This window comes from Clostridium merdae (genome assembly GCF_900176635.1).
Taxonomy (GTDB): Bacteria; Bacillota; Clostridia; order Oscillospirales; family Acutalibacteraceae; genus Faecalispora; species Faecalispora merdae.
In genome coordinates this window covers 115,820-137,917 of sequence record NZ_FXLN01000004.1, presented here as the reverse complement: position 1 = coordinate 137,917, position 22,098 = coordinate 115,820, and the positions used below count along the sequence as shown (strand labels likewise).

Here is a 22,098-nt window from a genome sequence, read left to right as displayed (position 1 = left end):
ACCTGCAAAGAGGGGTGTTTCGATTCTAACGAAACACCCCTTTCACTATTCATAGAACTAGATGAAAGCAACCAAACGATGCAAGAACTTACTTTAGCACCTGCTTTTTGCCAACCGAATTATTTTGAAAGCCACAATGAATCGCTTGCTCCGGGCAAGCCTTTATGCAGTCTCCACAACGAATACATTCCAGCGAATTCGGCGTTTGAAATGCGGTTATGTCCATTTTACAGGCTTTTGCACATTTTCCGCACTGGGTACACTTCTCTTCATCCACGGAATATCGGTAAAAACTGATGGGATTAAATAGCGAGTAAAACGCACCCAATGGGCACAAATAACGGCAGAACGGGCGAAAAATAAGAATAGATGCCAGTATGACAGCAATTAGAATCAGCATCTTCCACCCAAACAGAAAACCAACTGCACTGCGCAATGAAGTATTGGTCAAAAGCAATGGGATACCGCCCTCCAGTGTTCCAGCCGGGCATATATATTTGCAAAAATAAGGAGTCGAAATCCCAAACGCATTCACGGTTAGAATGGGAAGAAGAATGACAAAGAAAAGTAAAATTACATATTTTAGCCATTTTAGTACCGCATTCACCTTTTTCGCTACTTTTTTCTTAGGAGTAGGAATGCGATGCAGCAATTCCTGAAACCAGCCAAACGGGCACAGCCAGCCGCACACAAAGCGACCCAAAAGAATGCCCACAAAAACCAGAAAGCCCAGAATATACATTGAAATGCCGTAGCGAGTACTCCCCTCTACCGCCTGCATTGCACCAATAGGGCAAGAGCCAAGGGCACCCGGGCAGGAATAACAATTCAGCCCCGGCACGCACGCATTCTTCAGCTTTCCTTTATAGATTCTACCTTGTAGAAAGCCTTGTACATTTGAGTTGGTTGTAAAGGTAACAAGCGCCTGCACCCACGTTCTCTTATCCAATTCCAATGCACTCCAAACATATTTGTACCGCTTTTGTCAGAACAGTTCGATTCTCTCCATTCCATAAGCCGGCCGCCATCATCACAACTGCCGCGGCGGCAATTCCCCAACGCAAAATACGAGGATTCTGATTTACACGCTCCATGGGTTGCCACCCCTTTCAACTATAATTCATCTTTACGGTGCGGTAAGCTCACTGCTTTCCGCACTCTCCGGCTCAGACTGAGAGCGAGAACTTTCGGGTGCCAACAGGGTGCTTAGGCGCGCCTCCAACTCTTCCTGGTATTTTTCTGCATTGCGCTTGCCAACAACGGCTTCCCCAACAATTTGGCCGTTGCTATCTATAAACAGCGTTGTGGGAACACCGGACACATGGCTATCCATATATTCCAGCAAAGCCTCATCCGGCAGCCAGTTTTCATAAGTTGCGCCTGCTTTGGCAATTATCTGTTTCGCCGTTTCTTTATTTTCATCGCCAGAAACATCGGTTACTATACCTACCAACCGGGTTCCCTCCGGCATGCTTTTATTTAACTTTTCTAAGTCTGGCATTTCCTCTATGCAGGGGCCACAGAAGGTTCCCCAAAAGTTCACCATCGTGAGCCGGTATTTTGCAAACGATTCACTGCTTACTGCATTCCCGTTTAAATCGGTCGTTGAAAAGCTTGGGAACGTACCGGTATCTGCGGCTTCCCGGTACATAAGGGCAATGCTCTGGCGTATGGTTGGCAGCAGCGTTAACACACGTTCGTACTCTTTTTTCGTGTCATCATCCATACCGGTTGCGTTCGGCTGGGGCGCTGCATAAACATATATTACGCCACCCTTACGCCCAACCTCTTCTGTATTGGCCATGCCAGTAATTTTATCTGCATTTAAGCCCTTTTTCACCCAAGCATCCCAAGAGTTCTCATCGTAATACTGAAGCACAAATAGTGGTACCGCAGCTTTATCTGGCTGAAAGACCAGAGACGTACCCTCTTTGGGAAGATACTCTCCCGTTTTTTTACTAAGGTCTAACTGGGTGTACGAAATGGTGCGGCTGGTAAGCTCTTGCTGCGGCAAATTAATACTAATGCCCATAATTGGGTCTGTATACGTCGTATAAGATTCTGCTTTTTGAGGAGGCTTAGCAGAATCACAGGCAGCGAGTACAAAAAGGAAAACCGCAGCTGCCACAATGAAAATCATCCCTCTTTTTAACATAACTTATTTCCCCTTTTCTAAGCTAGATGAATATTACAGTCACACCATTTGCGCAAACCAACGGTTTCACACGCATTTTTAAAATTGTAAGACACCAAGTACAGTTATTCCACAATTGAAAGGTGATAGCCCTATATTACCATGATTTTTCCGGTAAGAAAATACCTGCGGGTAAGGCTAATTATTTTTTATTCCAAAATCTGGTATAAATTTAATATTTTAAAAAAGTACCGCCTGAAAACAGGCGGTACTTTTTGCATTATTTCTTGTGAATCGGGAAGCACATTTCCGTTATCCATTCATCCGGATTTTGCGATTCAGAGGGACTTACATGGTATATGCTAAACATGGGGCCTGCAAAATCATATCCATTATCCCTAATCCAATTAGCTACCTCTTGGTTCACCTCACGAATTTGTTCGTACCCTCCCTGAAATGTTGCGGAGGCAAATTCCATAGCAGGTACGGTTTTAAACACAACCTGTTCCGTGCTCTGGTAGGTTCCCTTTACTGAGATTTGAATCTCTACATCCGGGTTGGCATCCATATGCTCTTTGTCATGGAAGATGGCAAGAGCGTTTCTGTCGTTTGTTTGCTGTACTTTTTGGGCTGCTAATTCTTTACCTAACAGTTCCCATAAGATTCCCTCTTTGTCATAAGCGGGGATCACCTTCCGCAAGCTCGCAACATATCTTTCGGGCAATTCTTTACATACTACCGTGTATTCCATTGCATTTTCATCCTTTCCAAGTCGCTTAATTGCTGAATCCAGCAGCAGTAGCTGCCTGCTGACCTTCTTCTCCTCTTCCAGAATTTCAGCCTTTTTTAAAAGAAGATACTGCACAAACGCCGCCGAATCTTGATACGTTTTCATTATTTCAGCGATAACCGAAAGCCCGAAGCCCATCTCTTTTAAAGCCTGAATTCGGTTGGCTGTTACAAGCTGTGCTTCATTGTAATACCGGTAGCCTGTGGAGGAGTCGATGCTTTGCGGCATGAGCAAACCAATTTCATCGTAATGCCGCAGCATGCGGATACTGATTCTGGACAGCCTTGAGAAATCGCCTATTTTCAGCATGATGGTTCCCTCACATATATGTGTTTTTTTGAGCTCATACATAGTATAAAGCATCTCATAGTGTGAGAGTCAACTGTTTTTTCAGCTTATTTATGGATTCCGATTTTATCTCTTGTACGGGAATGGTATAATAAGTAAAATAAATACCAGCTGTTTCACACAAAAGAATTCTATGGGGTGATACTATGCAAAAGAAAATACAGGGTAACATGCAGCAATTTGAGAACGCATCCGACATTCAGGGCTTTGATATTAAGCTAAATAAAGAAAAGGTATCGCGAATTGACCGGTTGGTCGACAATTACGAGCAGAAGATTGCTTCCCGGCTGGATGAGGAATACGAAACAAACACAAAACGCTCTGACCGTATTGCGGACAAAGTGGCTGCCTTTGGAGGAAGCTGGACGTTCATTATTCTGTTTGGCGTTTTTTTGGTATTATGGATGCTCATTAATATTTTGCCATTTTTGCCGTATCACTTTGACCCCAAACCTTTTATTTTACTCAATTTAATTTTATCATTTATTGCTGCTTTTCAGGCTCCTCTTATTATGATGAGCCAAAACCGCCAAGCGGCGAGAGATAAGCATGAATCCATCATCGATTTTGCGATTAATTACAAGGCCGAAAAAGAAATAGATGACATGCAGCGGCATTTGCACCATATGGAGGGGGAACTCAAAGAAATAAAAGAACTCCTGCTCCATCTACAACAGCAAAACGAGCAGGAGCCAAAGCAATAAGAATATAAATCTTGACCATGCACATGTTAAAGCATAAAAAAACAGCTCAGTCGCGATTGCGACTGAGCTGTTTTTTATTACACCAGACCGAAGAGACGAACGGTACCCGCTACAAACATACACAATGCAATTCCCGTAACGGTAGGTATGGCAAAGGACGCAAAGGTCCATTTTAGGCTCTGTGTTTCTTTACTTATCGTTAGGCACGTTGTGCCACAAGGCCAATGCATTAGGCAGAATAGCATGGAGCAAACCGCCGTCAGCCAAGTCCAGCCGTTGGCCACCAGCAGATTCCGCAGCTCCGAGAGGTTTTCAAGCTCTGTTAGTGTTCCGGTAGCCATATAGCTCATGATGAGAATGGGCACTACAATCTCATTTGCCGGGAAGCCCAATATAAACGCCATTAAAATGTAGCCGTCTAGACCCATTAGTCTGGCAAACGGGTCGAGGAACGCGGCGCAATGGGCCAGAATGCTCATCTCTCCAACGGTAATATTGGCTAGAACCCATATTACCAGCCCTGCCGGCGCAGCGACTACAATGGCACGCCCAAGAACAAATAGAGTACGGTCAAAAATAGAACGCACAATTACCTTGCCAATTTGCGGGCGGCGGTAAGGCGGAAGCTCTAGATTAAAGGAGGATGGTAATCCCTTTAATATGGTTTTGGAAAGCAGGCGTGAAATCATGAGTGTCATAAATACGCCCAGAACAATCACAGCGGTGAGAATTAAGGTAGATACAACAGACTCAAATGCCCCGCCGATTGCACCGGCAAAGAACATTGTTATAATTGCAATAAGTGTTGGGAACCGCCCATTGCACGGAACAAAGTTATTGGTAAGAATCGCAATAAGGCGTTCGCGTGGAGAATCGATGATGCGGCAGCCAATCACGCCGCAGGCATTGCAACCAAAACCCATGCACATTGTGAGCGCTTGTTTGCCGTGTGCCTGCGCTTTGCAGAAAAAGTGGTCAAGGTTAAACGCAATGCGTGGTAGATAACCAGAGTCCTCCAATAAGGTGAACAGCGGAAAAAAGATGGCCATAGGTGGCAGCATGACAGAAATAACCCAAGCCAATGTTCGAAAAACGCCATCTACTACAATCCCACGAAGCCAGTCAGGAGCCGATAGCCAAACAAAAAGATTCACCAATGGCTGTTCCAAAGAGAACAACGCTTTAGAGAGAAATGCAGACGGAACGTTTGCGCCGCTAATCGTAATCCAAAAAATACCGAACAGCATTGCCAGCATAATGGGAATTCCGGTTATTTTCGAGGTTAAGATACGGTCAATCTGGCGGTCGCGCTCGGCATATTTTTCTTCTTCAAATCGCACCGTCTCGCGGCTGATTTCCTCGCAGGTTCGAACGATTCGAATCACCACTTCATCGCGAAATTCCTCCTGCGGTATTCCGACATTCGCTAACGCCTCTTTCGCCTGTGTTACTTTCTCTACTATTTCCTCCCGCTCTAGCAGGTTAAAGCCAAGGTAGTTTTTCATGGAAGAAAGCAGACTATCGTCGTTATCTAACAGTTGCAGTGCCACCCAACGGCTGTTTACCGCACCTTGTAGGACTTTATCTACATCTGGTTCGATAAGTGAAATGGCATTCTCCATCTCATCACTGTAACGAATGCGTAAAGGGGATGGAATTTCCTTCGTCTGCGTAAGTGCCTCTATGGTATCCATCAATTCCTGAAAACCTTTACCTGACCTTGCACTCATACCCACAACCGGAATCCCCAATTGTTCGGAGAGTTCTTTCAAATTGATTTTTATTTTCTTCTTTTTTGCTTCATCTAATAGATTCACGCAAAGTATAACGTGTTCGGTAATCTCCATCGTTTGCAATACCAAATTCAGGTTGCGCTCTAAGCAGGTAGCATCTGCTACAACTACTACCGCATCGGCACCACCAAAGCAGATGAAATCCCGTGCGACTTCTTCCTCCGCAGAATTGGCAATCAGCGAGTACGTTCCGGGAATATCCACCATAATGTAATTGGTTCCATGGTGTTGATATTTCCCTTGTGCATTGGCAACCGTTTTCCCCGGCCAGTTGCCGGTATGCTGATTCATACCGGTTAAACCGTTGAAAACGGTGCTTTTCCCAACATTCGGATTTCCCGCGAGCGCAATTACCTTATCCTGTTCGGTCTCCTTTTCAATATGTAGACCGCAGTGGCTCAGTACGCCCGCTCCCGTAGATGCGTTCGTTAATCCCATTCAAAAATCCTCCCAAAAAAATTTGGCGGTACAGGAAGCAGGTTGTTGCCGCAGATACTAAGCCGCTGGCACCGTGCTTCCCGTATCCCGCTTCATTTAAGATACAGAAACGACAATTTTCTCCGAAACGTCGGAGCGTAGTGCAATGACAGCACCGCGGATGAGGTAGGCTACCGGATTGCCGGAAGGACTCCGATATAACGGCTCTATTTCAGTTCCGTTAATTACACCTAGGTCAAGCATACGCCGTCTTGTAATTCCATCTGAAGTGAGCATAGCAACATTTGCCTTACTGCCTACTGGCAGCCGGTCAAGTGTAATTTGGTTGCAGTTCATGAATTTAGTTCCTCCTAAAACAGGCTAAGGCTCTAGCATAAAAGCAGCCTTAAAAACTGCTCTTCATACTTATATTTGAGTCAGGCCACTTCTTCGGCCGAGTCAGTGTGGGGCAAAATTGTTTCCCTGCGCTAATATATGATGCCTAAATCAATTGTGTTACGAATATACTGTACTATTGCGAAGAAAAAAGCAGCGCTGTACTCCCCTGCCCACGGTAGGGGAGTACCCCTATATTTATTTTAAAAAAGATTTATCTCATTCTTATGAATAAGAAAATACGATTAAGGGTTTGATTCTATGAACAACAGCAGCAATTCTGATTTTAGAACCGTAAGAGGATACCAGCTTGCCAGCCAGCAGGATGGTCAACTGCTGACCCCTGCACTGGAAGATTACCTCGAGATGGCGTACCGCCTTTATCTTGAAAATCATTATCTGCGTGTGGGGCAGCTTTCGGAACTGCTGAATGTGAAGCCGTCCTCCGCGTCGAAAATGATTTCTAAACTTGCTACACTCGGTTATTTAAAATATGACCGTTACGAAGTAATACTGCTCACTGAGCAAGGGCAAAAAATGGGAGAATACCTTTTGGAGCGGCACCGCACAATTGAAACCTTTTTAAACATATTAGGCAGTTCAAACGCTTTGGAAGAAACCGAACTGATTGAGCATACCCTAAGTCCATCTACAGTGTTAGATATTGACCTGCTCAACCGATTTTTTCAGGAGCACACAGAGATACAAAAGCAGTTTATAGACTACCAAAAAAAATCTCGTATCGACCTTAATAAAGAAGAACAAAACTGAGTTAAATAAAAAGCCACCGGGCTATAAGCTGGTGGCTTTTCATTTGCAGTGTGACCCACTGTTTAGAAACAAATTGACTTAATGCGGGCAAACGGTTTTACAAAGTAAGGTTTAAAAAGTACAAACATATTTTGAAAAGCCCATAGAATAGTGATGCACTGGGTACGCCTGAATTTAGGACAGCATAATATAAATATGATGTTCTAATGAAAGGAGAAAGCCAGGATGGCAAATGCCGAGTTACATGTAGAACTAACATCAGCTACTCCTATCGACGTAGGGGCAAGAGTGGTATTTGATAGATTACTTTATTCGTACGGAGATATAAATTATAATAGCTCAACGGGTGAAATCACCTTTTTGGAAACAGGAAGATACCTTGTAAACTGGTGGATTGCAACACAATCCTCTGCCTCAGCAGAAGGTACTTCTTTTTCTATCGTCTCTTCAAGAGGAGGATCTCCATTAATAGGCAATTCTCCGTTAAAAACAGGAGAAGTATCTGGGGTAGGTATTATTTTTGTACCCGTTGTGCCAACCACCATATCCTTGATTAATTCCAGCTATCATAAAATATATTTGCCAACACAAACTTCTTTGCAAGGTACATTAGTAATTACCTCTGATAACCCAAGTTCAATCGGGCCCACCGGTAGAACCGGAGATACTGGCCCCTCTGGGCCTACCGGACCCACTGGCGCGGACGGTGCGATAGGTGCAACCGGACCTACCGGTCCCACTGGCGCTGACGGCGCGATTGGAGCCACCGGACCTACCGGTCCCACCGGCGCGGACGGCGCAATTGGCGCCACTGGGCCTACCGGTCCCACTGGCGCGGACGGAGCGATTGGAGCAACCGGGCTTACTGGCCCCACAGGCGCTGATGGCTCAATTGGTGCAACCGGGCCTACCGGTCCCACTGGCGCAGACGGCGCGATTGGAGCCACCGGGCCTACCGGTCCCACTGGCGCAGACGGCGCAATTGGTGCGACTGGGCCTACCGGCCCCACTGGCGCTGACGGTGCGATTGGTGCAACCGGACCTACCGGTGCCACTGGCGCTGACGGCGTAACTGGAGTGACTGGACCTACTGGTCCCACTGGCGCTGATGGCTCAATTGGTGCAACCGGGCCTACCGGTCCCACTGGCGCTGATGGCTCAATTGGTGCAACTGGGCCTACTGGCCCCACAGGCGCTGATGGCTCAATTGGTGCCACCGGGCCTACCGGTCCCACTGGCGCAGACGGCGCGATTGGAGCCACTGGGCCTACCGGCCCCACTGGCGCTGATGGCTCAATTGGTGCGACTGGGCCTACCGGTCCCACTGGCGCTGATGGCGAGATTGGTGCAACCGGGCCTACCGGTCCCACTGGCGCTGATGGCTCAATTGGTGCAACTGGGCCTACTGGCCCCACAGGCGCTGATGGCTCAATTGGTGCCACCGGGCCTACCGGTCCCACTGGCGCAGACGGCGCGATTGGTGCAACCGGGCCTACCGGTCCCACTGGCACTGACGGTGCGATTGGTGCCACCGGGCCTACCGGTCCCACTGGCGCTGATGGCTCAATTGGAACCACTGGGCCTACTGGCCCCACTGGCGCTGACGGCGTAACTGGAGTGACTGGACCTACCGGTCCCACCGGTGCAGACGGCGTAACTGGAGCGACTGGACCTACCGGTCCCACAGGCGCTGATGGCTCAATTGGTGCCACCGGGCCTACCGGTCCCACTGGCGCTGACGGTGCGATTGGTGCGACTGGGCCTACCGGTCCCACTGGCGCTGACGGTGCGATTGGAGCGACTGGACCTACCGGTGCAGACGGCGTAACTGGAGCAACCGGGCCTACTGGTCTCTCCGGCGGTGACGGTGCGATTGGTGCGACTGGGCCTACCGGTCCCACTGGCGCTGACGGTACGACAGGAGCAACTGGACCGACCGGCCCCACTGGCGCAGACGGCGCAATTGGAGTAACTGGGCCTACCGGTCCCACTGGCGCTGATGGCTCAATTGGTGCCACCGGGCCTACCGGTCCCACTGGCGCTGATGGCTCAATTGGTGCAACCGGGCCTACCGGCCCCACTGGCGCTGATGGCTCAATTGGTGCAACCGGGCCTACCGGACCCACTGGCGCGGACGGTGCGATTGGTGCAACCGGACCTACCGGCCCCACTGGCGCTGACGGCTCAATTGGTGCCACCGGGCCTACTGGTCCCACTGGCGCGGACGGCGTAACTGGAGCGACTGGATCAACCGGTCCCACTGGCGCTGATGGCTCAATTGGTGCAACCGGGCCTACCGGTCCCACTGGCGCGGACGGTGCGATTGGAGCAACCGGGCTTACTGGCCCCACTGGCGCTGACGGCTCAATTGGTGCCACCGGGCCTACTGGTCCCACTGGCGCTGACGGCTCAATTGGTGCCACCGGGCCTACTGGTCCCACTGGCGCTGATGGCTCAATTGGTGCAACTGGGCCTACTGGCCCCACAGGCGCTGATGGCTCAATTGGTGCCACCGGGCCTACCGGTCCCACTGGCGCGGACGGTGGGATTGGTGCGACTGGGCCTACCGGCCCCACCGGCGCTGACGGTGCGATTGGTGCAACTGGGCCTACTGGCCCCACTGGCGCGGACGGCTCAATTGGTGCAACTGGGCCTACTGGCCCCACTGGCGCGGACGGCTCAATTGGTGCAACTGGGCCTACTGGCCCCACTGGCGCGGACGGCTCAATTGGTGCCACTGGGCCTACTGGTCCCACCGGACCAACTGGACCTATTGCTCCCGGTAATGCCATACTAGCTTTTACAAGCCGTGCAGCATTGGAACTAAAATCGGATGTAACTGGAGACGCAGGAATTCCAGCTATTATCGGTACTTCGGACTATTCTTTTACTAATTCAAATCTCACCTCAACAACACTGATACTAAGCCCAGACGAGGTATCAACTTTGGCTATATCGGTATCAGCACCACGTGATGGCTCTATTCTTTCAATGTCTGCATTCTTTGCTTGTTTTCAAGATACTACAGTTGGAGATGGGGCCGCGATTACGCTAGAGGTGTATGCATCCAGTCCACCCAGCAATACTTTTACAGCTACGGGTGTTCGTATCGTTTTTCCACTTGCAAGCACACTAGTATTAGGCGACAGTATGACAATGACCACGGTTATGGACCCTGCTATATTAATAAATGAATCAACACTCTTTTTTTTGGTTGCAACGTTAACAACGAGTGCCACTACAGGCGAAGCTAGCCTCCTCGCTATTATAAATGCATCTCTCGCTATCACTTGAATCATACGGTGGTAAAATAAAGATAAAAAACCTTCTGCAAATTAGCAGAAGGTTTTTTACTAGCCTATTTTTATATTAAAGTAAAAATTTATAAAGCTATGATAACCCATGCCATAAGCCGGGTAATTAAGGCGCTGCAAGAGGCAAATCCGCCCCTAGCACCTCATCCCGCCACGGGATGGAAGGTATGGCACCTTTGCGGGAAACTGTCAGAGACGACGCAATCGATGCAACTCGCAGGCATTCCTGAGGTGAATCTCCCCTTGCAATTCCGGCAAAGAAATAACCGGTAAAGGTATCTCCGGCAGCGGTAGTATCCACTACGGGTACGTTGTAAATACCGTGGGTGAACCGCTGGAGATCAGCCTGATATATTACGCCATTTTTTCCAAGAGTCAAAACCGTGTGAAGCTGCGGATACCGCTTTTGAATCTGCCCTAGTATGGCATCCGGCTTCTGTTCCCCTGTAATCTGGTAACCTTCTACCTCATTTAACAGCAGCCAATGAATCTTACTAAGGTCACAGCATTCTACTGCTTCATCATATGGCGAAGGATTCAAAGCAATTTTCATTTTCCGCTGCGCTGCGAGTTCTATCAGGTAATCGAGCAGATTTATTTCATTTTGCAGTAAAAGCAAGTCGCCCTCTTCAAAATGAGAAAGTACTTCATCGATATATTCTTTGTCGTTCTTTCGGTTGGCTCCACCAAACAGAACAATGCTATTCTGCCCTTTTGCGCTAACCTGAATAATCGCGTTCCCGCTTCGCTCCTCCACGGTGCGGAGAAGTGAAATATCTACATGATTCTCTTCACAGGTTTTCCGCAACATTCCACCGTCTTCCCCCAGCATACCGGCGTGAAAAACGGATGCACCGCCGCGAGCAAGGGCAACCGACTGGTTTAAGCCCTTCCCGCCGGGGTAAACGTTCAACTGAGAAGAAGAAATCGTTTCACCGGGACTTACAATGTGCTCCACTGAATAGACAAAATCAATATTGAGCGAACCGAAGTTCAGTATTTTCATTCGGTCTCCTCCTAATTTGTATCAAACGCAGCTTACATATGCTCATATTGGATGGATGAATGACATCCTTTGGATGGATTTGAAACAGTGGTTCAAACATCCACAATTAATTCCATGAGTGGTGCATGCTGCTGTGCGCCATAAACGTCTCTATCAAAGCAAGTACCCGACGAAATCCGGCGAGCAAATGTTATTTTAAACCCGAGCGCCGGGTCAAAAAACACAATGTTGGTAATCAGACTTTCAGGAATGTGATAGAGCTGCGCAACGAGCGCACGAGTAATAATTCCGCTTTCTTCAATTTTTCGATATATTTTCGCATCGTCGAACAGGCAGTCTAACGTAATCTCGAAAGGTCCGCTGTTTTTGGAGCGCAGCACCTTCGCGCATTCATACAGTCGTTTCTTCATCGTTCGCCGCCTCCTGTCCATTCTTCCATGGGGAACATCTCTTCCCCATCCCGCACATCCATCAGATGGTACAGAGAAAACTCGTACACCCGGCCAAAGGGAATGTCGCTGGGAGCAAACGGAAACGCCAGATTCCCCGCCGTTGATTTGCGCCCCTCGTACCCGTAATGCAGAAAAGTAGAGCGCACCGAGGAGCAAACGGTATCTGCCAGCTCCTGCGTTTTGGCAATCACCTCAAATACGACACCCACCTCGTGGGGGAGATCTTGGCAGGGCTCCATTTCTCCCATCACGCCATTGATGCCGTAGTTGATAAAGTTGATTTGATATTCCGTTTCGTCCAAATCCCCGTAATAGTCGCGTACCTGCGCTTTTACTTTATCTTCCACTTCTCCCAACTGGCCAATCAGGAGTGGGTCGCGGACACCGGCCACAACAAAGGTGCGGAATGCCACAGGCATAGCCCCCTCCAGCTTAATGCGATAAGGTGAGGTGCTTTCAATCTGGCTACCGGTAACAAAAACGCTTCGTCCATCCTCCAGCTCAGTAAAGGTACAATGCTCCAGATTCAACACGATTCCGGGGCCGTGCAAAAGGAAGGGATGATCTTTTTCATAAAAGGTGTGCGCCGCAACAGACGTCTTGGTGCAGACCCGGTCTTTGGAAAGCGGAGTGACAATAAAGCCGTCCTCACGGATGATGCCGAGCATGCAGTCCTTGGTAGTGCCGGGCTGCGCGCACAGAGCCGCGCATTCCAGAATTTTGCCCGCGTGGTAGCCATAGGCCAAATCGAACCCATGGAATACAGCCACGGCGGCAAACGGCGAGGGATCATAGGCACGACCACAGACGATGATGTCCGCACCCTGTTCCAACGCCCGCACGATAGGTTCATGGCCCATCTGCGCCACTATTCCTGTTGTTTGCTCAATGCGCTCCTGGGTGAGCTCACCCACGGTAAGGCCGAGCGGGTCAACTTTCCCCTCGCTCAGGCGCTGCGAGACGACCTCTTTATCAATATCGGCCCAAATAACAGCGAGCTTCCGGTGCTGAAGATGATGTTCATTGAGAATCTCCTCAATGATTGACAGCGTCCATTCCACATGGACGCGCCCACCCGCTCCCCCGGCTGAACCAATTACCACCGGAATGTTGGCCTTAGCACCGTTTGTAATCATAATTTCCAAATCTTTTTTGCAGGCGCGGCGGCTCACAATCGCCACCCCCGCCCCGAGCTTGTGGGGGCCAGCGTCTGTACTGCCCGCATCTACCACAATCGCATCTGGATTCATCGCCATTCCATTTAGAAACGAGCTTTCTGGGAATCCATAGCCGAGAATTCCGCAAGGGGAAAGTAGTTTTAGCTCTCTCATGTTTATTCCTCCTTCACGGTGAAATCTCCATAGGCGGTGCGGCCAATGTTCAGCGAACCGCAGCCAAACATGCCGTATTGGTAAGCTTCATCTTTGGCGGAAAGCATTTCTTTCCCGTTGACCAAGAGGGTAACCGTATCCCCCATGGCTTTCAGAGAAAGCACATAGGTTTGATTCTGCTCCCACTCGAACGTGGTGCTACTGAGCTCACGGTAGCCGAAATCGTTTTTATAGAGCTTTACTGTTCCATCCGGTGCAAGCCCGCCGGCATAGCCGCGCATGGCGCCCTGCGCACGGATGGTAAGCAAGTGGGTGTCTCCGTTGAGCGGTGTAATCGGAGCCGTAACCGTATAATCCTTTGCATAGTAATTGCCCGCATAGGCAAAGGCAGGCTCGCAGCGCATTAAAAGCAGTTGGCCCGCGTCAAGATCCCACGCGCCGTGGTCGAACGAGAATGGTGTTACGCAGCCAAACTCTGTTTTCTGCTTCGCAAGGGCAATGCGATACTCGCTCTTCCCGGTGATCGAGAAATCATCCAGATACAGCATACCGAGTGTTTTGGACTTTGCGGGAGAGTAGCCCTCAATTACGATTCCTACTTCGTCCACCATATCGCCGTCGATATCTGGAATACGGAAAGAAATATCGAGCCATTTCCCCTGTTCTAGCTTAATGTAGCCCTGCAGGTGGTCTTTTTTGTCGCTGGTGGTGCGCACATAGGGCGCAATCCCGATGGTCTCCCAGCCGTTCCACTGGTCAAGATACAGCTTCATGGTAACGGTCTGGCCGGGGTATACGGTCGGTGTGAAAACAGGGCTGTATCGTTCATCTGAAAAATCGTCGCGGCGGTAGAACGGCTTATAAAACAGCTTGCACTGATGCCCCCGCTCCATACGGTCTACTAAAACCTTTAAAGAACCGGTGCCACTGGCTGCCTGCTCGGTAGAATGCCAAGTGCGGCAAAAGAATGGGTCCGATACACGCATGTTATGCGTGGAACCGGGCAATTCAAAATCAAAATGCACCTCTCCCTGGCAATGAGAATCACAGATTTCAGCGGGAACCTCTTCTCCTGCAATACGGTAACCCAGAGCAGCAACCTCCTTACAATAGGTAGGAGCATCTAAAATGTTCAGGTAACCGGAAATACCAGAAAGCACAAGGCCGTCGTTCATCGGTCCGCGGTAACGCTCCGGCAGACCCTCAATACCGCAGGCCACACCAAGAACGGTGCCGACGTTTCCTGCGTTGCAGTCGGTATCCCACCCGCACATGGTTGCAATTTCAACCGTACGCGCAAAATCGCCCTCCCCATATGCCATTGCGAGGATGCACACGCCGGCGTTTGGAATAATATGGCACACTCCGCCGTACTTATCGTAGCCCCAGTCATCCACCAGCATTTGATGGCAGGCTCTCCAGTCCTCCGGATGCTCTGCGTAAAAACGCAGCACCGCATCGGATACCTTTCGATACAAGGAGTCTTCCGGAATTTCCGCAAATCCCGCATTCATAATCTCATGGATGTCGCTGGTTTCAAAAGCCTTTGCAATTGCGGCGCAGAAGAAGCGCGCACCATAAACGCCCTCGCCGTCATGAGAAACGCTGGCGGCTGCCGCACCATATTCCGCCGCGCGGTGCGGCTCGCAGGGGTTGACTAGCCCCCATGTATCAATGAATATTTGCCCGCCAATTTGCTCTGCAATTGTTTTGCCGTTCTGCTGAATCGAACCGGAACGCGGAGCAGGAATACCCGCTTTCAGGTTCAGGTACGCCGTGTGTTCGGTACTGCGGCCATAGCCACCCCACCAGAACATGCCCACACCCTCACGCGCGTAATTGAGCCACGCCCTTGCTACATCCTGCGGCTCAAGGGGTCTGTCAACAGCATCATCATTCAGTGCTCTCAAAAAATAGACCGGGCCGTTTACATCATCATCGGCCGCAAAATTCTTGAAGTCCTTTACATAATCTGTAATGTCTCCGTATGTATTTCGGATGCGCTCGTAAGTCCAAATGGTTGGTTCCACAGGGGCACCGAGCCGAATACCGATGTTCATCCCTAAAAAACCGGAATAAACCTTTTGAAGATAATCCTTGATCATTTTTGTAGCCTCCCAATCGTTTTACCTTAGGATAGTAAATGCCACTTTAAAAAGCTGCTAATTTCGTTCCGTGTCTTTAAGTGGGGAAGAAATCGCCGTTTTCACGTTGCGTTCCTTGAAAACAGGACGCGCTTTTAAGCAACCGGTTACTCTGTATTATACCCATTCTTTTCTGGCTTTTCAAGGGGCGTTATCCCTAAAAATACAATGATTCTATGGTTAATCTCCTTAAAAATCGGGTGATTACAGGGGATAAAAAAGAAACCGCTTGCTTTTTGTTTCTTAATTTGTTTATAATAGGACTAAATAACATCAGGCGGCAACTGTTTTGCTTGCCTGATTTGGCCGTTTGGAGGGAAAAGCATGCAAAAGTACAGTATTGCAGATATTGCGGCGATTTGTGGAGTTTCAAAAGCGACCGTTTCCCGTGTCATCAATAATAAAGCCACCGGCGTGGGTGAAGAAACCAAAAAGCGGGTTCTTACTACCATAAAAGAACTGAACTACCGCCCCAACACCCTGGCTCGCAGCGTAGCTACATCCTGCTCCGGAGTAATCGGGGTTGTGGTACCGGACATATTAAATCATTTTTTTCCAGCCCAGGTGCGCGGAATCAGCGATATACTGGATAAAAACGGATATTCCATGTATCTTGGCAATTCGGATTTTGACCCAGAAAAGGAAAAACACCACCTGTTATCGATGGTGGATAGACGGGTGGATGGGATTATCCTTTGCTCTGGTGTTTCGAACGACACATTTTTGGCACAGTTTTCAAAATATAATATTCCCCTTGTACTAATGGGGCGCAATTTCGATCACCATGTATGTGATGCCAGCATCGCTAGTGACAGCGAATACGGAGCCACGCAGGCCATGCGCCAGCTGTTATCCACTGGAAATCGCCGTATTTTATATATGGACGGGAATGCAGGCGTTTCCGGTGCTGTTCAACGGCATCGGGCTTATGAACAGGCTTTGAAAGAAGCCGGAATTCCGATCGATAAGCGGTTAGTCCAGTTTGGCGAATTCTCGGCGCAATACGGTAGAGATACGGTAACACAGCTGATAAAGGATGGGCTTGATTTTACCGCCATTTTCTCAGGCAGCGATATGATCGCCATCGGCGCACTAAAGGCATTGAAGGAAGCCGGCAAACTTGTACCCAGCGAGGTGGAAGTCATCGGTTTTGATGGAATTGAAATCTCTGAAACCTATGACCCTGCCCTTTCTACCGTAATAAAGCCACGTAGAGAAGCAGCAGAACAGGCAGCCACCATGCTGGTTTCGATTATTAACGGTACCATCGGAAGCATGCGCCACATGACGATTCAGCCTACCCTAGTTCTTCGAGAAACTACCAAAAGGTAACCGGTTCCTAATAATCCCAATTATTAAAGCGGATATAATATCAGTTTACAACCACGTTTTTGTGTTATCGTGTAAATTGTATATTATATTCGCTTTATTTTTGTGCTATAAAACGATTGCTTGTGTAAAATAAACCTTGTATAATGAAATCTATTAGATTAACCGGTTTCCCAAACTGCTTTTGCATATCATTATTCACTTTTGCGCCTAACAAAAAAGACTATTCTTCGACAAAAAGTGAAGCACATTATTCTCCCATTACAGGAACCACGGAGAGATTGCAATCATATTTTACTGTTTTGTATTGAAGATTAGCATTACAGCTGCGATTTATGGTTAAAGGAGGCTCTCTTATGAACAACCAACAGCTGGCTCGCCGTGACCAATGGAAAGCAACCTGGAAACAAATGCGTGCCGACAAAATTTTGTATGTGCTCATTGCGCCGACCATCCTCTATTTTATTATTTTTCGAGTGTGGCCAATCTGGAACATGCGTATGGCTTTCTTCAATTACAAAGCTAGGGGTCCGTGGGAATGGGCAGGACTCAAATACTTTCATATGGTTTTTAGTACGTCTGCATTTACCGACATTTTGAAAAACACACTGATTATCAGCTTCATGAAATACATACTGTTATTCCCATTCTTCGTTCTGTTTGCCATCCTGCTAAATGAAATTCGAAGCCGCCGGGCACGCAACATGATTCAGGCTGTGTCTTATCTTCCTCACCTTTTGTCATGGGTTGTGATTGCAGGTATTTGGATTTCGTTCCTCAATCCTTCAACCGGTGCGGTCAATCAGGTGTTTGGGTGGTTTGGTGCAGACCCCTACGATTTTATGACCAGCAAAGGAGCAATTCGATGGGTGCTCTTCTTCTCGGAGGCATGGCGCAGCCTCGGTTGGGATTCAATCATCTTCTTTACCGCAATTATCAATATAAGCCCCGACCTATTTGAAGCAGCAAATATGGATGGCGCAAACCGCGCACAGACCATTCGGGCGATTATTCTGCCAGCTTTAATCATCCCCATGACCACCGTGTTTATTTTAAACCTGGGGTTCTTTATGACGGCAGGCTTTGACCAGGTGTTTAACTTTACGAACCCGGCAGTCAACAGTGTGGTTGATATTTTAGATACTTATATTTATCGCCTTGGTCTTGATAACGGCCAATACTCGCTGGCTTGTGCAGTGAGCCTGATTAAAGGCGGCGTAGGAATTATTCTGGTACTGCTCACCCATGTCACATCGAAACGCTTGACCGGGCAGGGCGTATGGTAACACCGGGGCGTACATTCTGTTGGAGGTGTTTGTATTGAAACAAGCAAAGCTACGTAAAAAATTTCATGTGGGTCAGCTGATTTTGATCCTCATTATGGGTTCGTTTATTCTGACCATTTTAATTCCGTTGCTGCATATTGTTGCAAAATCTTTCTCCTCTCCTTCTCTTTCCCCCATGATGAAAGGGCTCGACATTATTCCACAAGGGTTCAGCCTCATTAACTACCAAATTATTTTAAGTAACCCCGTATTGGTGCCCTCTCTTATGACCTCTATATTCATCACTGTGGTGGGTACGGTGCTAAACATGCTTCTTACCATTTCGGCGGCCTATGTGCTAACCCGGCCGAACCTGGTGGGCAAACGGATTTTTATGATCTTCTTTATTATTATGATGCTGTTTGACCCCGGTTTGGTACCGGAATACTTCGTGGTAAAGGACTTAGGGCTAATCGGCAGCCGCTGGTCTGTCATTCTCTCCCTTGCCGTCAACGTTTATTACCTAATCATCATGATGCGTTACTTTGAAGAAATCCCGCTTTCTATTTATGAAGCCGCCAAAATTGACGGTGCGGGCCATATACGAACCTTGTTTTCCATTGCAACGCCCTTGTGTCGGTCCGGTATTGCAACGCTGACCATGTTCTATGCCGTACTTCGCTGGAACGAGTATCTTCGCTCCGGCGTCTACATCAGCAAGCTTAAAGACAGTGTACTACAGGTAGTTCTGCGAAAGTTCCTGGTGGAGGGAGACACCACCACGCTAATTGGCGCGCAGAATCTGCTCAACTACAATGAGCTGGCAAAGATTGATTATATGGCATTGTCTTATGCGGTTATCGTGATCGCGATTATCCCGATTCTCGTGCTATTCCCACTGGTTCTAAAGTACTATACGAAAGATGTGATGGCAGGGGGGGTGAAAGGCTAATCATTTCGATTATCCCTATAACTACTGCCGGGAATTAGAAACAATCATTAGGAGGAGAATCATGAAAAAGAGAATTGCGCTTTTATTGGCCATGACGATGGCGGCTACAGCCTTTACGGGTTGCGGCAATACCACTAATACACAATCGGGCACCACCTCCCAGCCGCAGTCAACCACCGTAAGCAACGACGTTTGGCCGGCCATTGGCAGCAAAGATGCTCCTGTTACGGTAAAGGTATTGGTGAAGGATGTATTGCCAACAGAGGAAGACGTTATTGCCTTGTGTGATGTGGTCGAGAAAAAAATGGCAGGCCACGGTCAATACATTGATCTTCAGTTCGTTGAACCCCCGGCTGGCTCTTACGCCACCGCTTTGCCGCTTGCTATGCGCACCGGCGATGTTGACGCAGACATTGTGTATTTTCAGGGCGGCGGCGACCTGCCTATTGCACAGGAGGGGTTGCTGGAGGATTTAACACCGTATATTCAAAGCTCTACTTACGTAAAAGACCTCATGCTGCCCGTCAACCAGTCTCGCTTAAAAAATTACCCTTATCTTCTTTGGTTGGCACCGGCGCGCACCTATGTTCCGGTGATGAAAAAAGAGTTGACTACAAAGCTTAGCAGCTATGATGCGCTCGTGAAAGACCCAACTATCGATAATTATCACGCTCTGTTTACAGAGATGAAGGCAAAAGGCCTTGTAAAGTATGCGATTACCGCCGATGACTCCAACAACGCAGGGGAAGGCAATATGCGTCGCCTCAACGCCTTCTTCAACCAGGCGTTTGGCGTGAAATCCACGCTTGTGAAAGAGGATGGCCGCTGGGCTTTCTCCAGAGCCACGGAATCTGAAAAGAAAAAACTAGAATTCTATGCTTCCCTATACAAGGAAGGCCTGCTCGATTCGGAATACCTGACGAACACCTGGGATGTGCTGGAACAGAAATTCTATGAAGGCAAAGCCGGCATTATCTCTGGCACCGTTGGCGATGTTATTCAGATTTATAACAACAAAATGTCTTCCACTACCGGCAGCGACCTTGTGGTTCTCCCCCCTGCAAAGGGTGTGGCGCAGGGCTTCCAAGCTGTTGATGTTACAAAGGAAGAGCGCGGCTTTGCTTTGAATGCGGAAAGCAAAAATAAGAATGCAGCATGGGCATTTCTGGAGTTTATGGCTAGCCCCGAGGGTCGTATCATCGACAAGTGCGGCATCGAAGGGAAGCACTATAAAGTTGAAAATGAGAAGATTGTCTTTACCGACAAATATCCTGAGTGGTGGTCCCGCATTTGGGTTACAACAAACAAGTTCGAGCCCAACCCGCCCCTGGCACGCCCCGTTTATACCGACGCGGCACAAAGCTCTCTCGATTTGGCAAACCAGTATTATGTGGAGGATGTTAATGTACTGATTCCAGAAGAGCTGGCACCGCAGTGGGACGCTATGAAATCTTTGTATGATGAGTATTCTGCCGATATTATTCGCGGAACCAAGCCGATTTCTGCTTTTGATGAATTTGTAACGAAATGGAATAAGGCTGGAGGAGACAAATTTGCGGAATACCTGAAAACAAAATTGGGATAAAGAAACACTAACAAGTGATGGAGGATTTATGATAACAAGATCTGAACTCGCCGGTAACCCGGCTAAAGCGTTTGACAAAGCGTATGGGGCTCTTTCGGGCCTTGCAATCGGCGATTCGTTGGGAGACGCTGCACGCAAACCAGAAAATCGTGCGAACTATGGCATTACCACCGACTTTAACAAGGGTGCTTCCTGGAGCACGGACGATACGGAGTTTGCACTTCTTACCGCGAAAACTCTCATCGGCTGCAGCGGAAACTTAACCAGTGAAATCGTGGTTGATGCCTGGCTTGAGGACGTGGCTGTACAGGATGAGTTTAAGCGCGGCGGCGCCAGTGAGATTGAGGCAGCCAACAATTTGCGCAAAGGAATCCGCCCACCGTTTTCTGGAAAATACAATGCATTCCATATGAGCGATGGTTCGGCTATGCGGATTGGCCCGGTAGGCATCATTTGCGCCGGTGACCCGGAACGAGCCAGCGCCATGGCAGAAATAGACGCTTCGGTCAGCCATTACCGAGATGGAATCTGGGGAGCGCAGGCTGTGGCAGTAGCGGTATCTCTTGCCATGGTCGACGCAACCATGGACGAAATTTTTAGCGCAGTGATGAAGGTCATTCCCGAGGAATCTTGGTTCTTCCGTGCTATGAACCGCGCTTTCGAGATTGTTGATGATGCCAACGGCTCTATTATGGATGCATGGATGCCTCTGCACGACGAGCTTTACACCAGTAGCTGGGCCACTACGGCAGAAGCGCTTCCCTCCGCCTTTGCATGCTTACGGATGCGCAACGAAACTTTTCGCGAAGGCGTAGTGTTAGCAGCCAACTTTGCCCGTGATGCGGATACGATTGGTGCGGTTGCCGGAGCGATTCTCGGCGCAAAGTACGGGGCTTCTTCTATCCCGCCCCATTGGGTGGAAAAAACACGGTACCCTACCGGAACCTGCCTGCAATTTACCAATGGACTGGATATTAAAGAAATGGCCGGCGAGCTCGCCAAGCTCATTCGTTAAGGTACATTCCTCTCTGGTTCCCTGAACATAAGAACTGCACTCTCACCCACAAACCGTTGGGCTTTTCAAAACAAAACGGCAGCAAAGTGAGTGTTTTATCACCCTTTCAATGGCCTAAGAAGCTATGTCATTGAAAAGTGATTCCGAACAGTGAAACAAATAATTGATTAAAGTAGCCGAAAGGGCTTGTTGTCTGCGAATCGCAGGCAACAAGCCCTTTCATTTTTCTTTAAATCACCTAGAGAAATGAGTATTCCGCTTTGAATTGCTCCATTGTAAAACATAGTGCTATTTTTTAAGGCAAAGTACTCACGGTCGCTTTACAAATTTTCAAGTTATTATAAATATAGGG

Annotated in this window: 18 protein-coding genes; 8 read left to right on the top strand and 10 right to left on the bottom strand. The window is 48.5% G+C overall.

Annotated features, from left to right (window positions below):
• Window positions 1-88: 88 nt before the first annotated feature.
• The 4 genes from CAN90_RS06095 to CAN90_RS06085 form a co-directional block, all read right to left on the bottom strand.
• Window positions 89-949 carry a 4Fe-4S binding protein gene (locus CAN90_RS06095; protein ID WP_085832961.1) on the bottom strand — a complete coding sequence of 287 codons (861 nt, stop codon included), beginning with the start codon at window positions 947-949 and terminating at the stop codon, window positions 89-91.
• Window positions 942-1,094 carry a CD1871A family CXXC motif-containing protein gene (locus tag CAN90_RS13700; protein WP_187138310.1) on the bottom strand — a complete coding sequence of 51 codons (153 nt, stop codon included), beginning with the start codon at window positions 1,092-1,094 and terminating at the stop codon, window positions 942-944. Before CAN90_RS13700 ends, CAN90_RS06095 begins: the two co-directional genes overlap by 8 nt.
• 32 nt (window positions 1,095-1,126) lie before the next feature.
• Window positions 1,127-2,155, bottom strand: a complete 1,029-nt coding sequence (locus CAN90_RS06090) for a TlpA family protein disulfide reductase (protein WP_085832960.1) — start codon at window positions 2,153-2,155, stop codon at window positions 1,127-1,129.
• A 259-nt stretch (window positions 2,156-2,414) separates the two neighbouring features.
• Window positions 2,415-3,233, bottom strand: a complete 819-nt coding sequence (locus tag CAN90_RS06085; protein ID WP_085834299.1) for a MerR family transcriptional regulator — start codon at window positions 3,231-3,233, stop codon at window positions 2,415-2,417.
• A 185-nt stretch (window positions 3,234-3,418) separates the two neighbouring features.
• Between CAN90_RS06085 and CAN90_RS06080 the strand changes: the two genes are divergently transcribed.
• Window positions 3,419-3,976, top strand: coding sequence for a DUF1003 domain-containing protein (locus CAN90_RS06080; RefSeq protein ID WP_085832959.1), 558 nt, complete (start codon window positions 3,419-3,421; stop codon window positions 3,974-3,976).
• A gap of 77 nt (window positions 3,977-4,053) precedes the next feature.
• Here the strand turns inward: CAN90_RS06080 and feoB are convergent, their stop codons facing one another.
• On the bottom strand, window positions 4,054-6,207 hold the full coding sequence (feoB, locus tag CAN90_RS06075; protein WP_085832958.1) for a ferrous iron transport protein B: 2,154 nt from the start codon (window positions 6,205-6,207) through the stop codon (window positions 4,054-4,056).
• 96 nt (window positions 6,208-6,303) lie between these two features.
• Window positions 6,304-6,543: a FeoA family protein gene (locus CAN90_RS06070; RefSeq protein ID WP_085832957.1), complete on the bottom strand. Its 240-nt coding sequence runs from the start codon at window positions 6,541-6,543 to the stop codon at window positions 6,304-6,306.
• 300 nt (window positions 6,544-6,843) lie between these two features.
• Between CAN90_RS06070 and CAN90_RS06065 the strand changes: the two genes are divergently transcribed.
• Both CAN90_RS06065 and CAN90_RS06060 read left to right on the top strand, forming a co-directional pair.
• On the top strand, window positions 6,844-7,353 hold the full coding sequence (locus CAN90_RS06065) for a metal-dependent transcriptional regulator (RefSeq protein WP_085832956.1): 510 nt from the start codon (window positions 6,844-6,846) through the stop codon (window positions 7,351-7,353).
• 225 nt (window positions 7,354-7,578) lie between these two features.
• Entirely contained in the window at window positions 7,579-10,647 is a 3,069-nt protein-coding gene (locus tag CAN90_RS06060; RefSeq protein WP_085832955.1) for a hypothetical protein, read from the top strand.
• Between the two features lie 126 nt (window positions 10,648-10,773).
• Here the strand turns inward: CAN90_RS06060 and CAN90_RS06055 are convergent, their stop codons facing one another.
• From CAN90_RS06055 to CAN90_RS06040, 4 genes are all read right to left on the bottom strand, one after another.
• Complete coding sequence (locus tag CAN90_RS06055; protein WP_085832954.1) at window positions 10,774-11,673, bottom strand: ribokinase; 900 nt, start codon at window positions 11,671-11,673, stop codon at window positions 10,774-10,776.
• Between the two features lie 92 nt (window positions 11,674-11,765).
• Window positions 11,766-12,083, bottom strand: coding sequence for a DUF4387 domain-containing protein (locus CAN90_RS06050; protein ID WP_085832953.1), 318 nt, complete (start codon window positions 12,081-12,083; stop codon window positions 11,766-11,768).
• Window positions 12,080-13,456: an acyclic terpene utilization AtuA family protein gene (locus CAN90_RS06045; protein WP_085832952.1), complete on the bottom strand. Its 1,377-nt coding sequence runs from the start codon at window positions 13,454-13,456 to the stop codon at window positions 12,080-12,082. Before CAN90_RS06045 ends, CAN90_RS06050 begins: the two co-directional genes overlap by 4 nt.
• A gap of 2 nt (window positions 13,457-13,458) precedes the next feature.
• On the bottom strand, window positions 13,459-15,561 hold the full coding sequence (locus CAN90_RS06040) for an ADP-ribosylglycohydrolase family protein (RefSeq protein WP_085832951.1): 2,103 nt from the start codon (window positions 15,559-15,561) through the stop codon (window positions 13,459-13,461).
• Between the two features lie 363 nt (window positions 15,562-15,924).
• Here CAN90_RS06040 and CAN90_RS06035 point away from each other — a divergent pair, with 363 nt between their 5' ends.
• The 5 genes from CAN90_RS06035 (at window position 15,925) to CAN90_RS06015 (ending at window position 21,746) form a co-directional block, all read left to right on the top strand.
• Window positions 15,925-16,932: a LacI family DNA-binding transcriptional regulator gene (locus tag CAN90_RS06035; RefSeq protein ID WP_085832950.1), complete on the top strand. Its 1,008-nt coding sequence runs from the start codon at window positions 15,925-15,927 to the stop codon at window positions 16,930-16,932.
• A 353-nt stretch (window positions 16,933-17,285) separates the two neighbouring features.
• Entirely contained in the window at window positions 17,286-18,215 is a 930-nt protein-coding gene (locus tag CAN90_RS06030; RefSeq protein WP_085832949.1) for an ABC transporter permease, read from the top strand.
• A gap of 34 nt (window positions 18,216-18,249) precedes the next feature.
• Window positions 18,250-19,146 carry a carbohydrate ABC transporter permease gene (locus CAN90_RS06025; RefSeq protein WP_085832948.1) on the top strand — a complete coding sequence of 299 codons (897 nt, stop codon included), beginning with the start codon at window positions 18,250-18,252 and terminating at the stop codon, window positions 19,144-19,146.
• A 61-nt stretch (window positions 19,147-19,207) separates the two neighbouring features.
• Window positions 19,208-20,731, top strand: a complete 1,524-nt coding sequence (locus tag CAN90_RS06020; protein WP_085832947.1) for an extracellular solute-binding protein — start codon at window positions 19,208-19,210, stop codon at window positions 20,729-20,731.
• 28 nt (window positions 20,732-20,759) lie between these two features.
• Window positions 20,760-21,746, top strand: a complete 987-nt coding sequence (locus tag CAN90_RS06015) for an ADP-ribosylglycohydrolase family protein (RefSeq protein ID WP_085832946.1) — start codon at window positions 20,760-20,762, stop codon at window positions 21,744-21,746.
• Window positions 21,747-22,098: the final 352 nt, after the last annotated feature.